Annotated in this window: 12 protein-coding genes; 4 read left to right on the top strand and 8 right to left on the bottom strand. The window is 38.7% G+C overall.

What is annotated here, in order from left to right:
* Positions 1 to 100: 100 nt before the first annotated feature.
* Positions 101 to 1,114 (top strand): SPFH domain-containing protein, encoded by a 1,014-nt coding sequence (locus G413_RS0103260; protein ID WP_022789510.1) that lies wholly within the window; start codon positions 101 to 103, stop codon positions 1,112 to 1,114.
* The gene (locus tag G413_RS10835) at positions 1,114 to 1,359 is read left to right on the top strand and encodes a type II toxin-antitoxin system antitoxin (protein ID WP_022789511.1); all 246 of its coding nucleotides are present in this window, start codon (positions 1,114 to 1,116) and stop codon (positions 1,357 to 1,359) included. The genes G413_RS0103260 and G413_RS10835 overlap by 1 nt, the downstream gene beginning before the upstream one ends.
* Positions 1,360 to 1,414: 55 nt before the next feature.
* Here the strand turns inward: G413_RS10835 and G413_RS0103270 are convergent, their stop codons facing one another.
* Positions 1,415 to 3,556, bottom strand: coding sequence for a Tex family protein (locus tag G413_RS0103270; protein ID WP_022789512.1), 2,142 nt, complete (start codon positions 3,554 to 3,556; stop codon positions 1,415 to 1,417).
* 304 nt (positions 3,557 to 3,860) lie between these two features.
* Positions 3,861 to 4,712 carry a type I methionyl aminopeptidase gene (map, locus tag G413_RS0103275; protein WP_037614337.1) on the bottom strand — a complete coding sequence of 284 codons (852 nt, stop codon included), beginning with the start codon at positions 4,710 to 4,712 and terminating at the stop codon, positions 3,861 to 3,863.
* 151 nt (positions 4,713 to 4,863) lie between these two features.
* Here map and G413_RS0103280 point away from each other — a divergent pair, with 151 nt between their 5' ends.
* Positions 4,864 to 5,619: a Tim44 domain-containing protein gene (locus G413_RS0103280; protein ID WP_027969023.1), complete on the top strand. Its 756-nt coding sequence runs from the start codon at positions 4,864 to 4,866 to the stop codon at positions 5,617 to 5,619.
* A 384-nt stretch (positions 5,620 to 6,003) separates the two neighbouring features.
* Here the strand turns inward: G413_RS0103280 and prmC are convergent, their stop codons facing one another.
* Complete coding sequence (gene prmC / locus G413_RS0103285; RefSeq protein WP_022789515.1) at positions 6,004 to 6,855, bottom strand: peptide chain release factor N(5)-glutamine methyltransferase; 852 nt, start codon at positions 6,853 to 6,855, stop codon at positions 6,004 to 6,006.
* Positions 6,855 to 7,931 carry a peptide chain release factor 1 gene (gene prfA, locus G413_RS0103290; RefSeq protein ID WP_022789516.1) on the bottom strand — a complete coding sequence of 359 codons (1,077 nt, stop codon included), beginning with the start codon at positions 7,929 to 7,931 and terminating at the stop codon, positions 6,855 to 6,857. The genes prmC and prfA overlap by 1 nt, the downstream gene beginning before the upstream one ends.
* Before the next feature lie 84 nt (positions 7,932 to 8,015).
* Here prfA and G413_RS10840 point away from each other — a divergent pair, with 84 nt between their 5' ends.
* Complete coding sequence (locus G413_RS10840; protein ID WP_022789517.1) at positions 8,016 to 9,503, top strand: glucosaminidase domain-containing protein; 1,488 nt, start codon at positions 8,016 to 8,018, stop codon at positions 9,501 to 9,503.
* A gap of 26 nt (positions 9,504 to 9,529) precedes the next feature.
* On the opposite strand, the gene G413_RS0103300 is transcribed toward G413_RS10840, so the two are convergent.
* The 4 genes from G413_RS0103300 to trkA form a co-directional block, all read right to left on the bottom strand.
* Positions 9,530 to 9,811 carry a helix-turn-helix domain-containing protein gene (locus G413_RS0103300; protein WP_022789518.1) on the bottom strand — a complete coding sequence of 94 codons (282 nt, stop codon included), beginning with the start codon at positions 9,809 to 9,811 and terminating at the stop codon, positions 9,530 to 9,532.
* A gap of 56 nt (positions 9,812 to 9,867) precedes the next feature.
* Positions 9,868 to 10,566 (bottom strand): metallophosphoesterase, encoded by a 699-nt coding sequence (locus G413_RS0103305; RefSeq protein WP_022789519.1) that lies wholly within the window; start codon positions 10,564 to 10,566, stop codon positions 9,868 to 9,870.
* Positions 10,567 to 10,649: 83 nt separating this feature from the next.
* Positions 10,650 to 12,134, bottom strand: coding sequence for a TrkH family potassium uptake protein (locus tag G413_RS0103310; RefSeq protein ID WP_027969024.1), 1,485 nt, complete (start codon positions 12,132 to 12,134; stop codon positions 10,650 to 10,652).
* A 7-nt stretch (positions 12,135 to 12,141) separates the two neighbouring features.
* Positions 12,142 to 13,500 carry a Trk system potassium transporter TrkA gene (gene trkA / locus G413_RS0103315; RefSeq protein WP_022789521.1) on the bottom strand — a complete coding sequence of 453 codons (1,359 nt, stop codon included), beginning with the start codon at positions 13,498 to 13,500 and terminating at the stop codon, positions 12,142 to 12,144.
* Between the last annotated feature and the right edge of the window lie 59 nt (positions 13,501 to 13,559).

The following is a 13,559-nucleotide window of genomic DNA, read 5'->3' on the forward strand; positions in this document are numbered from 1 at the left end:
CCAATGTGGTCATAGGTCCTATTTTTATGCATTATCCTTTACTTTTTATCGTTTTATGATATCATAATGATATCAAATAGATATTTATGGAGGACAAGTTATGCATCAGGAAGTTGTTCAAAAAGAAATAAATCCCATCAACGGATTTATAATGTTGTTCATTGGTTTGGTCGGTATGATCGGAAGCATCTTCTTATTTGTATGGGGCTGCATTATGGCTGCTGAAGAAACCAATGTCGGGCTCGGTGTGACTTTTATCATTGGCGGTGTGATTCTGTTTATCATATTTTTGATTGTATTATGTGGTCTAAAAGTAGTAAAACCAAATGAAGCACTAGTCTTAACTTTATTTGGAAACTATTATGGTACGATCTTGAAACCAGGTTTTTTCTTTGTAAACCCGTTTGTTTCTTATGTCAATCCGGTGTATCAAAACCGCATCACTTCACAAACTAAAAAAGTAGGTATCAAAGAAAACTCGATTGAAGTTAGCGGCATGACTTTAGGGAAAAAGACAGTCTCCCTCAAAAGCATGACCTTGGATAACGGTGTTCAAAAAGTCAATGATGTGCAGGGAAATCCAATCATCATCGGTGCCGTTGTGATTTGGAAAGTAGTCGATCCAACCAAAGCCGTCTTTAATGTAGAAGATTATGCCGAATTCTTATCCATTCAGGCGGACAGTACGATTCGTAATATCGCAAGACTGTATCCTTATGATGATCTGGATCAGGAAGAAAATGCAGATAATACAGAAAGAACGCTGCGCGGCAGCTCTGTGGCAATTGCCAACGATATGAAAGAAGAATTAGATCGTCGTGTTGCCTGTGCCGGATTGGATATCGAAGAAATTCGTATCACGCATCTGGCTTATTCCGAAGAAATTGCGGCTGCCATGCTGCAAAGACAACAAGCCAATGCCATCATTGCTGCACGTCAGAAAATTGTAGATGGCGCCGTCGGCATGGTGAAAATGGCCATCGATAAATTAGGGGAAGAAGAAATCGTTCTTTTAGATGAGGAAAGAAAAGCACAAATGGTTTCCAATCTGTTAGTCGTTCTTTGTTCCAATAAGGATACACAGCCTATCGTCAACAGTGGATCGATCTACTAATGGATTTAGATCAAAAAGAAAAAAAGCTTCAGGAACGACAACAAAGATTAGCGCAATTGGAACAGGAAATTCTCGAAAAAGAAAAAGCATTAAAGCTCAAAGAAAAGCAGAAAAAACAACTCATCCTGCGACTTCCGGCTTCCTTATGGCAAGATATTGCGATTTGGGCGGAAGAAGATCTAAGAAGCATCAATTCACAAATTGAATATATTTTGAAACAAGCTGTGAATCAACACAAGAAATAGAAAAGCTATATTTTAAAACCAGAAGACGAATCTTCTGGTTTTTTCAACGATATAATTAAGGAATCAGCGTTAGCTGCACTTTCTGTTTTTCTTCATCAATTTTATAGACCCAAACTGTGATCACATCTCCTACAGAAAGAAGCTCACCAGGATTATGGATTCTCTTTTTTGACATCTGTGAAATATGGATCAGTCCATCTTCATGTAATCCGATATCGACAAAAGCACCAAAATCCACAACATTTCTAACAGTTCCTTCCAGTTGATCATGCACATGCAAATCTTCCATGGTAAGAATATCTTTGCGTAATAAAGGTGCATCATTTTGATCGCGATAATCGCGTAAAGGTGTGCTGATCGCATCTAAAATGTCTTTTAAAGTATAAGTATCACACAAAACCTGATCCTGTATCTTTTGAAGAGATGTTTGTTCTAATGCTTTTTTTGCCTTATCTGTACCCATATCCTCTGTGTGCAAATCTAAAATTTGCAGCACCTGGCGAGCTATCTCATAAGACTCTGGATGAATGCCCGTTCGATCCAGTGGTTCGATACCATCTTCAATGCGAAGAAAGCCGGCAGCCTGTTCAAAAGACTTGGCACCGATTTTAGGGATTTTTTTAATTTCTTCTCTGGATGTGATTTTGCCATGCTCCTGACGGTAAGAAACAATACTGTTAGCCATGGATGTTGTGAGTCCTGATACATTTGTCAATAATACCGGACTAGCGGTATTGATATTTACTCCGACAAGATTAACAGTCTTTTCCACGACAAAGGAAAGGCGTTCGCCTAGTCTTTTCTTAGGAAGATCGTGCTGGTATTGACCAACACCAATCGATTGTGGATCGATCTTGATCAATTCTGATAAAGGATCCAACAATCTTCTCGCAATCGATATGGCACTTCGTTGTTCGACTTTTAAATCCGGAAATTCTTCAATGGCCAGCTTACTGGCACTATATACACTGGCACCCGCTTCCGAGACGATCGTATAAGCTACCGAAAGATCATATTCTTTGATTACTTCTGCCACAAAGGCTTCACTCTCACGACTGGCTGTACCATTGCCAATCGCAATCAGATCGACATGATAGTCCTTACATAGCTGCACCAATTTTTTCTTTGCCTCCGGTATGCGAGCATTCGGTTGATGAGGATAGATCACGTCGACATATAACTTCTTTCCCGATGCATCGATCACCGCTAATTTACATCCCGTTCGAAAAGCCGGATCAAATCCCAGGATGATCTTATCCTTCATAGGTGGCTGTAATAAGAGTTTTTCCAGGTTCATAGAAAAGACATCCATACTGCTTTCCTGTGCTTTTTGCGTCAGTTCCGAGCGCACCAAACGTTCTATCGAAGGATAGACCAAACGCTTTAAGCCATCCAACACAGCTTCCTGCACATAAACGGCAGTTGGTGATGAAGGATATCGAATCACTCTTTTCCATACCCAGTTTTCTATATATTCTTCATTAAATACAATCGAAACGGAAATGACCTTTTGATCTTCCGCTCTATCGATAGCCATAATGCGATGTGCTGCCAAGGTCGATACTCTTTCTGAATAATCATAATACATGCGATATACTTTCGCTTCATCGTTATGATTCTTCTTGGCACTCGTTTGAATTCTTCCATATTGCACCATTGAGTCATAAATCTTATTTCGTATCTTTTGATCTTCGCTGATCTTTTCCGCAATGATATCTTTTGCCTGTTGTATGGCATCCTTTACATCGACCACTTTTTCATTTAAAAATTGACTTGCGACAATTTCATCAAAAAAACGAGGAAAGCGTAAAAGCAGATCGGCCAATGGCTGCATTCCATTTTCAATGGCAATGCCGGCTCTTGTTTTCTTTTTCTGTTTATAAGGACGATACAATTCCTCGACTTCTGCCAGTTTGGTACAAGAAAGAACGCTATTTTTGATCGTATCATCCAACTTACCTAAAGTTTCAATACGTTCCAAAACCTCTTCCTTTCGTTTTGAAAGATGCACTTGATATTCATACTGTTCCTGAATCACACGAATTTGTTCTTCATCCAGTCCTTTTGTTCTTTCTTTTCGATAACGGGCAATAAAAGGAACGGTACTGCCTTCTTCCAATAATTCCAATGTATTATAGATTTGTTCCGGCTGCAGGTGATGTTCCTTTGCGATTTGTTCAATAATTGTTTGTTCCATATTTTCTCCTTGTCGAGTTTTTATTATAACAGGTATTTTTGATCTTCTCAAAAGAGTTCTATGTGGACTTTTCTACTTTATAAAAGCCCGGCGTCTGAAAACAGTACCGAGCAAAAAACATCACTATTAATCCTTATTCTCATTCAAAAACAAAAAGGAGATTGCCACAAACAACATAAATATCACCTCTTTATAAAATTCCTAAATAATCTTATCTGAATTATAAATATCAAGTGAAAACAAGCCTATCCTTTACAATAATTATATACGACCGTTTTGCCAATATAAACTAAAAAAAGAGATTCTAATAAGCTAAAATCTCTACTCCTTTTTCTGTGACATAAATGGTATGTTCCCATTGTGCAGAAAGCTTTCCATCACTGGTGTAAGCCGTCCATCCGTTTTGTTTATCGATATATAATGTACTGACACCTTGATTGATCATTGGTTCGATTGTAAAGACCATGCCCGGTGCTACGACCATGCCTGTATTTTTGATTCCTACATGATGCACATAAGGATCCTCATGGAAGGCATTTCCTACACCGTGACCGCAGAAATCAGTAACCACACTGTATCCGTTTTTATGAGCATGTTCTTGAATGGCAGCACCGATATCACCGAAATAGCCCCATGGCCGTACCGCTTCAATACCGATTTGTAAACACTCTTTTGTCACATCCACCAATCGTTTAGCCTCATCACTAACCTTACCGATGCAAAACATACGGCTGGCATCGGCATAATGACGATGTACGATCGTTGTACAATCTACATTGACGATATCGCCTTCTTTTAAAATTACATTTTTATCCGGAATACCATGGCAGATTTCGTTATTCACCGATGTACAACAACTTTTCGGAAATCCCATATAATCTAAACAGGCCGGAATCGCTCCATGGCTAACGGTGTAATCATAAACCATTTGATCGATTTCTTCGGTGGACATGCCAGCATGGATCTTTTCACCAACCATATCCAAGATTTCATTATTGATCTTAGCTGCTTTTTTGATCCACTTGATATCTTCCTCATTTTTGATCAAGTCATGACCAGGTACAATTTTCCCCTGTAATTTTAAAACATTGATATTGTCATCCCATTCCTGATGGCAATGTTTATACTTTTTGCCGGATCCACACCAGCAAGGCATATTTTTACTAATCACACTATCACTTCCTATTTGTTTTACTGAATCATTATACACTTTTTCAACAATCATTCAAAAGTAATACCTCATTTCTCTAAAATTGCGTACAATATACATAACAATGCTTAGGTATCCCTATAGAAAGTGTCGTGCTATGAAGAAAAGAAATCTGTGTATCCTTTTATTATTGTTTTGTTTCATTTTACCAACCCCCGTATATGCACGTGCAGGAGGTGGCGGTGGCGGAAGCAGCGGTGGAGGCGGAAGCGGTTCTTCCGGTCATTCATCGACTTCACAAAGATCGTCCGGCCCCTATTCCCCTTTAGCTAATGTCATTCAAACCGGTGTATTTTGCCTGGTTGCCGGAGCAGGCGGTATTCTCTTTTCGATAAATCTCTATAAGAAAAAAAGAAAATCGCAAAACTTATTAAATAAGATCGATGATCTGGATCCATCCTGGAATCAAGATCAACTAGATCAACGCATAGAGGAAACTTACTATTCCGTACAAAAAGCCTGGAGCAAAAAAGATCTTTCTACGCTTCAGAAATATTTAAGTCCTCCACTATATGATCGATGGCTGATCAAATTAAATTTCATGGATCTTCGACATGAAGAAAACGTTTTGAAAAACATTCAATTACTCGATCACAAAATCGTCAGTGTCCACGACTTTCAAGAAAATGAAAAAGACAGTTTTTGGGTTTATATTAAAGGAAAGATGATTGATTATACAGTGGATATGGAAACAAGAGAGATAAAAGAAGGTTCCACCAAACCCAGCGAATTTATTGAATATTGGCGTTTTTTGCGAGACAAAGACACATTTGTATTAGATGAAATTGCACAAAAAGAAGATAAAAGTTTAGATGTGTTTACTGATTTTAGTGAAAATAATTCCATGCGATAAGTCGAATTATAAATTCATAGTGAATATATAGGATATATATTAAAATAAATCCAGACAGATCAACACAGGTAGTCCTGGTCGCTAGACCGGGGAAGCGTTAAACCTCGTTACTATAAATGGCCTATTTTTTACGGCCTATAAGGAGGTGAGCGCTATGAATTCATATGAAATACTGACCTTAGTCATCTTCATATTGAATCTAGTTGTTCTTTTTCTCTTGGAAATCATCAGAAGGAAATGACAAATAAAAGAACTACCTGAACGAATTTTGGACAAGATTAGGCAGTTCTCTTATGAAATATCTAAATCCAGGACTTCTTGTTGACCTGTCTTTTTACATGTTTATTATAACACATGCTCCAATACATACAAGTAAAATATGTTTTAGAATCCAATTTCAATCGTTAACATTCTGTCTTTTCCGGACATATCTTTGTGAACACAAATCTTAGCCTGCGGAAAATACTCTTTAGCTAAAGCACTTAAAGCTTCTCTTTGATCATATCCCATTTCGAAGGCTAAAAATGCTTTCTCCTTTAATACAAAATGGGCCTTCTCAAAAACATCCCGGTAAAACTTTAAACCATCTTCACCTCCAAACAAGGCTACATGTGGTTCATAATCGACAACGCTATGTTCCATTTTTTCATCCGAAGGAATATAGGGTGGATTGCACACACAAATATCACAATGCAGATTTCTTTCAATAAAAGGATCTAACATATTCCCAATAATAAAATTCACATGCGCACCTAGTTTTTCATTGTTCTTTAAGGCAACCTGCACCGCCTTTTCTGAAATATCACTGGCAATCACATCAAGTTTAGGTTCTTCCAGATTTAATGTGATTCCTATCGCTCCGGAACCTGTGGCCACATCAAACACATTGACATGTTCTCTGTTTCCAAAATGTTCATCATATAAACTCAGCACTAAACCAACCAATTCTTCTGTTTCCGGACGAGGAATCAAAACATCTTCATTTACGATAAAATCGTAACCATAAAAGGATTCATAGCCTAGTACATAGCTTAATGGTTTCCCTTTTTCCATGTCATGGATGCCTTCCAGATAATCAACACGAATTTCATCGTCGATTTCTTCATCCATGTCCATATAGAGGTTGATACCCTTTTGTCGGCATAGCTCTACCATAAAAAGTTGTGCTGCCTGTTCGCCCTGCCCGGCTTTATACAATCGCTCTTTTCCTTCATGGATATAATCGCGATAACGCATTAGCTCTTTTCTCCTGCCAGCTTAGCCTGTTGATCGGCCAACTGTAAAGCATTCATCAAATCATCCAAACGACCATCCATGATACGATCCAACTGGTTGACAGTATAACCGATGCGATGATCAGTCACACGATTTTGCGGATAGTTATAGGTACGAATTTTTTCGGCACGATCTCCGGTACCAATCTTGGTACGACGTTCCGCATCGTTTTTCTCATCCAGTTCTCTTTGATGTTCTTCATAGACACGGGCACGGATCGTCATCAAGGCTGTGGCACGGTTTTCATGTTGCGAACGTCCATCCTGACATTTTACGATAATTCCTGTCGGCTTATGAATGATACGTACAGCACTGTCTGTCTTATTGATGTGCTGTCCTCCGGCACCGGAAGCACGCATCGTTTCGATTTCCAGATCATTCATATCAATGTCAAAATCTTCCTCTTCGATTTCCGGCATACACAATACTGTAGCTGTTGAGGTATGGATACGCCCCTGTGCTTCTGTCTTTGGTACACGTTGTACACGATGGGATCCGGATTCGAATTTTAGCGTTCCGTAAGCACCATCGCCATTAACCTTAAAAGAAATCAATGAATATCCTCCGGCTTCACTGTCTTCTGCTTCAATAACTTCGATCTTCCAACCTTTGGATTCACAATATTTTGAATACATACGGAATAAATCACCCGCAAAGATATTTCCTTCATCGCCTCCGGCAGCTCCTCGTATTTCAAGGATACAGTTATGTGAATCATTAGGATCTTTTGGTACCAACAACAGTTCTAATTTATCCAAATATTCCTGCATCAAAGGTTCCAGTCTTTCAATCTCGGCCTGTCCCAATTCTCTTAACTCTTTATCTTCTTCCTTAGACAGTTCTTTGGCATCTGCATATTCGCTCTCTGCCTGCTTATATTCCTGATACGTTTCTACAATGGGTGTCAGTTCGTTTTGTTCACGGCCCAGTTTAGCCATAGTCTTTCGATCGGATACGACATCCGGTTTCATCATTTCTTCATTGATTTCATTATATCGCTCAACAATCGAATCTAATCTTTCTTCCATTTTTGCCATATTTCCAACATCCTTTCAACCCATTCAGTGTAACATAGAACCCCATGAAATGACAGTTTTATATGCTTATAATACACTGTTACTATGGCACGAAAAAGAAGAACCTATGCATATAAAAGACGAAGAAAAAGAAAAGTACATAAACTGCGATTGTTTCTTATGGGATTTGTACTTATGGCAATCTTAGGATTTCTGACATTAAAATTCACCGAAAATGGTGTTTTTACCGTTATTTCTGTCAATGAAAATGGAACCTTAGAAGAAGGTGTGTACAAACATTTTTGGCTTGCCCAGCTTAAAATGAACAGTCTGGATACGCAAGATGCCTATATCCAAAGAGAGGATGGAAAAGTCGTTGCGTTATCAAAAGGAATCGTCAATTTAAATACGAAAAGCGCTAATGAAAATACTTTATACACTATAGATGGAACCGATGAACAAGGTTATACCAATGGCAGCTATGGTGCCGATGCCTTGTATTTAGATACCTCTATGGACGGAACGCAAGTTTTAATGCAGATTAGCGGTGTTAAGGGATGGGTGTCGGTAGAAGACATACAGCTTTACTTATTGAATGATACACTTTATTTATCCCATTATACGGTACAGGAAGATTCTTTGATCCATACGATATCGACAGATCTGCTGCAAGGTGTCGTGAATTCCTTGTCGATTGGACCCGCTCCGGACTTTATGAAAGAAGACACTACGTATTATTCGTATGATGGAAACTACTTCTATACCGATCTTTCCGTCATGCGGGAAGATATTCTGGTCCAGGACCATGAAAATGCTGTAAATGAAAATGCTTATTTTAATTTCTATCAATATGTACCACATCGTTCGACTACACAACTGACAAACGCCAACTATAATGCATATTTAAAAGAAATGGGTATCACACAAACAGCCGACACCTATCCTTGTGCCGATAATGAAAGTGTTCTTTACAATCTGGGATCGACTTTTATCGATGTACAAAATCAGACCGGAGTCAATGCTTCCATGATGTTTTCGGTGGCTTTAAATGAAAGTGGTTATGGTCAAAGTGAATATGCTTTGACCAACTATAATTTATTTGGTCATGCGGCTTATGATGAAAATCCGGACAGTGCCACAACCTACAAATCCTTGGAAGACTGTATCTATCAACATGCCTATGGATTCATTCAGAATGGATATGCCAATCCTGATGACAGTCGTTATCATGGCTCATGGTTTGGCAATAAGGCAAGCGGCATCAATGTGCAATATGCCAGTGATCCATACTGGGGTGAAAAAGCAGCTCATTTTTATTATCAATTAGATACAAGAAGCAATCAAAAAGATCAAAAAAGCATTACCATTCATACAGAACTAGCCCAAAACGATATTCCTGTATATACCGATACAAAAGAAAGTTCCATCTTGTACACCATCCCGGCAAAGGAAATTGCCAGCTTTGTCATTGAAAAACAAGAGGATGACTGGTACACCATTGCCAGTGAAGCACCAGTATCCGATCAGAAAATCGATGTCAGCGCATCGTATCGCAGCAGTGTCGGTTATATCAAAATCAAAGATTTACACTAAAAAACCAAGGCGACCCTTGGTTTTTCTTATGCGTAATAAAATTGAATCTGTTTCTCTTTGATATGAATCGATGGATAATCCGGTGCATACACACCAACCACAAAAGCATCCAAAGGCTTTCCCATCAATTTCGATAAAGCATACAAATTATCCAAGGTTGGCAAATTGGTTCCATCCAACCATCGATACACAGTTTGTACACAGCTTAAAGATAAATAATTTTGAATATCCTTGCAGGTATATCCTTTTTCGTCCATGATGCGTCGAATCTGTTTTCCTGTTTCCTTTTTATCAATATTTAAAAGCATGCTTATCACCTCTGGTTTCACACTAGCATATATTTCGTCATTATGTATGGCATAAATTAATAATAACAAACTTCCATCGTATCTAAGCATAAACAAGCTAACTTGCTTCTTTCATCCTGCATAGCACAGCCACAATCTATATCGATATAATGTGCTGTTTTTAAATCCCCTGTATCTGAATACACTTGCAGGTCTGGATGATAGTTTAACACAATGGTATGACCGGCAATGATTGTTTTGTTACGAAAAAAAGGACCGTTAGGATCCATGCGATCCCATACAAAATGTAAAGGATCCATCACATCCTCTCGATACAATATATTTTTCCGTTTTGCCTTTCCGGGTGCTGTATGACATAAATAAAAGGTTCGATCATTGACCTTGAAATCTGTATAGGCAAAAGGAAGCTTTTGCAGCGACTTCAGGATAAAGCTTTGTTCCTGCGCATCGGCTTTATTATAAGCCGCCATAGTAGGCGCCCCACCATTTAAGATCCAATTTAAAACATGGATATCGTTAGGGATCCTTCCATGATATTTCTCTAAAAGCTCTAACATCATATACTCATGATTTCCCATCAAAAGATGCACATTCTCTCTTTGGAGAACATCTTTCAATATAAAATATCCATCCGGCCCTCGATCAATCACATCCCCTAAGATCATCAAGCTATTTTGATCTAAATCGATATTTTCCAATAAAGCATCATATTTTTCACGTAAGCCGTGAATATCACTGCATACATAGACAGCCATTCTATATCCCCCTTTTGATCCTTATCCCCTCAAGGATCTTATAGCTTTATCATTATACCAAAAAAGGCGGGTCTCCCCGTCTTTTAGTCCATTTTATTGAATTTTTTTCGGCGACACATATCCGGTAATTTAAATAACGGAAACAGAAAAATCAGAACGGGATAAATCTCCAATCGTCCCACCAGCATTGCGAAGCTGAGTACCAATTTAGAAAAATCCGAATACATCGCAAAGTTTCCCATCGGCCCCGCCAATCCAAAGGCTGGACCGACATTACCGATACAGGTAAAGACCGAACTCACTGTTGTCTCAAAATCCAAGTTATCTAAAGAAACTAAAAAAATACATGCGAACAAAATCAACATAAAGCATCCAAAGTAAGCCATGATCTGCGATACTACACTATCATCGACGACTTTTCCATCCATGGTGATAGCTTCCACCTTTTGCGGATGTACCAGTCTTTGAATATCCAAACGAATCTTTTTTAAAATAATCACAAAACGAGAGACTTTAATACCACCGGCTGTCGATCCGGCACAGGCCCCCAATACCATCAGAAGTAACAAAATTCCCTTTGAGAACATAGGCCAGAGGTTGAAATCGGTCGTCGCATAACCGGTTGTCGAAATGATCGTAGCCACTTGAAAAGAAGCATAGCGTAAGCCTTCCAGGATGCCTCCATACATATGTGATATATTCAAGGTAATCAAGATGATACAGCTGAACACCACAAATAAGTACATACGTAATTCTTCATTTTTAAAAATCTGTTTGAAATTCTTTAAAAAGAGAAAATAATACAAGTTAAAGTTTACACCAAACAACAACATAAAAACCGTAATGACGACTTCAAAATAAACATTGTTGTAGGCGCCGACGCTTAAAGAAGAAATACTGAAACCTCCGGTACCGGCAGTTCCAAATGTATAACAAAGTGTATCAAATAAAGGCATACCTCCTGCCAATAAAAAAACAATACACAACAAAGTTAGTCCCATATACATCACATATAAGATCATAGCGCTTTGTTGGATGCGTGGCACCAGTTTGCCAATCACAGGACCGGGCGCTTCGGCGCGCATAATATGCATGGATCGATCATTTGATTTTGGGAAAAACGCTAAGATAAATACCAAGATTCCCATACCGCCGATCCAATGTGTAAAACTGCGCCAGAACAGAATTCCTTTTGATAATTCCTCAACAGAAGGTACGATAGACGATCCGGTTGTGGTAAAACCGGAAACCGCTTCAAAGAAACAATCTACAAAGCTGGGAATCTCCTGTGATATAAAATAAGGAAGACAACCAAATAAACTGGCGGTGATCCAACAAAGACCCACGGCAATCATACCATCTCTTGCGAAATAATCTTTACGATCCAGACGAATTCGAGATAGAGCAAATCCAACCAAAAGACAAATCGCAATAGTAATCAAAAAGTCATAAACGACTTTTTCTTTATACAACAACGAACAAATCAGTGGCAATACCATCAACAGGCCAAGACAGATCAATACATATCCATTCATATTAGCAATCAAGCGCCAATTGACTTTCTTCATTTTTCGTTTAAGCCAATACATCGTTGATATCCCTCAATCCGGCAATTTTACTGATTAAAATCAATGTATCACCAATTTCCACATATGAATCACCTTGTGCAATTTGCGGTTTTCCTTTTCGTGTGATGTAAGCCACCAGCATTTCTTTTTTTAAGGTCAGATCTTTTAAAGGAACTCCGATAAACTTACAGTTCTTTCGCACCCTAAATTCCAACACTTCCACTTGATCATCTACGATTTTGATCAACGATTCGATATTGGAGCCTACACTATTCTGCATAGCGCGAACATACTGGCAAATTTGGTTAGCAGTAATATTTTTAGGTGTGATTGCATTTTCCAAACCAAGCTTCTCTAATAAAAAGCCCAAAGATACACGATTGACTTTTGGCAATACGTTTTGTACACCTAAGCTGGAAGCAAACATAGAAATAATGACATTTTCTTCATCGTTATCCGTTAGTGCAATAAACCCATCCATGTCTTCTAAATTTTCGGATCGTAAAAGTTCATGATCGGTTCCATCGCCGTGAATAACGGTGATAGATGGAAATTTTTCGACCAGCTGCAGACAGACATCTTTGTTCATTTCCACCACTTTGACTTCAATACCCAGATGAAGCAAAAGACGTATCAAATAAAAACTGATTCGTCCCCCACCGACGATCATGACTTCTTCAACCTTTTTATCTTTTAACAACTTGATTTCTTTAAAGAATTGTTCCAGCTCACGCATAGAACCAGTCAATGAAACTTTATCATTTTCCTGAATGATCGTTTGCCCATCCGGTATGATGATCTGTGAACCTCTTTGTACGACGCAAAACAAAACATTGGATTTGTATCGAGAACTTATTTCCATCAGATTCTTTCCGATCAAAGCACTTCCTTCACGAATTTTGATCTCCGTTAGCTCCACTCGTCCTTTGGCAAAAGAGGTTGCCTTGATCGTACTGGAAAAGCGCAACGAGCGAACAATCTCCAAGGCAGCTGCCATTTCCGGATTGATCTGCATCGACAAGCCCAGATCTTCTTTCATCATATTCAAACCTGCGACATACTCCGGATTTCGAATTCGTGCAATCGTATTTTTCGTTCCCAGCTTCTTTGCCAGCATACAACAGATGATATTGATTTCATCCTGGCTTGTTACGGCAATCAACAATTCGCACTCTTTTACACCGGCTTCCACCAAAACATCCACACTGGCACCATTGCCCAAGACACCGATAATATCTAATCGATTGATTGTATCTTCCAATACTTTCTGTTTATTTTCGATGATTGTGACATCGTGTCCTTCCTGATTCAACTGACAAGCCAGTGCAAAACCAACTTTTCCGTCACCCACAATTGCAATTTTCATATCTATCTCCTTGCGAATCAAACAGTATATCCATTGTAGTCGTCTTGTCTGAATGAATC

Origin of the sequence: Faecalicoccus pleomorphus DSM 20574, assembly GCF_000420345.1 — a bacterium.
Classification (GTDB): domain Bacteria; phylum Bacillota_I; class Bacilli_A; order Erysipelotrichales; family Erysipelotrichaceae; genus Faecalicoccus; species Faecalicoccus pleomorphus.

Excerpts from the sequence above, each read along its gene's own strand:
- G413_RS0103260 (WP_022789510.1), top strand. The coding sequence starts at position 101 with ATGCATCAGGAAGTTGTTCAAAAAGAAATAAATCCCATCAACGGATTT.
- G413_RS10835 (WP_022789511.1), top strand. The coding sequence starts at position 1,114 with ATGGATTTAGATCAAAAAGAAAAAAAGCTTCAGGAACGACAACAAAGA.
- G413_RS0103270 (WP_022789512.1), bottom strand. The coding sequence starts at position 3,556 with ATGGAACAAACAATTATTGAACAAATCGCAAAGGAACATCACCTGCAG.
- map (WP_037614337.1), bottom strand. The coding sequence starts at position 4,712 with ATGCCTTGCTGGTGTGGATCCGGCAAAAAGTATAAACATTGCCATCAG.
- G413_RS0103280 (WP_027969023.1), top strand. The coding sequence starts at position 4,864 with ATGAAGAAAAGAAATCTGTGTATCCTTTTATTATTGTTTTGTTTCATT.
- prmC (WP_022789515.1), bottom strand. The coding sequence starts at position 6,855 with ATGCGTTATCGCGATTATATCCATGAAGGAAAAGAGCGATTGTATAAA.
- prfA (WP_022789516.1), bottom strand. The coding sequence starts at position 7,931 with ATGGCAAAAATGGAAGAAAGATTAGATTCGATTGTTGAGCGATATAAT.
- G413_RS10840 (WP_022789517.1), top strand. The coding sequence starts at position 8,016 with ATGGCACGAAAAAGAAGAACCTATGCATATAAAAGACGAAGAAAAAGA.
- G413_RS0103300 (WP_022789518.1), bottom strand. The coding sequence starts at position 9,811 with ATGCTTTTAAATATTGATAAAAAGGAAACAGGAAAACAGATTCGACGC.
- G413_RS0103305 (WP_022789519.1), bottom strand. The coding sequence starts at position 10,566 with ATGGCTGTCTATGTATGCAGTGATATTCACGGCTTACGTGAAAAATAT.
- G413_RS0103310 (WP_027969024.1), bottom strand. The coding sequence starts at position 12,134 with ATGAAGAAAGTCAATTGGCGCTTGATTGCTAATATGAATGGATATGTA.
- trkA (WP_022789521.1), bottom strand. The coding sequence starts at position 13,500 with ATGAAAATTGCAATTGTGGGTGACGGAAAAGTTGGTTTTGCACTGGCT.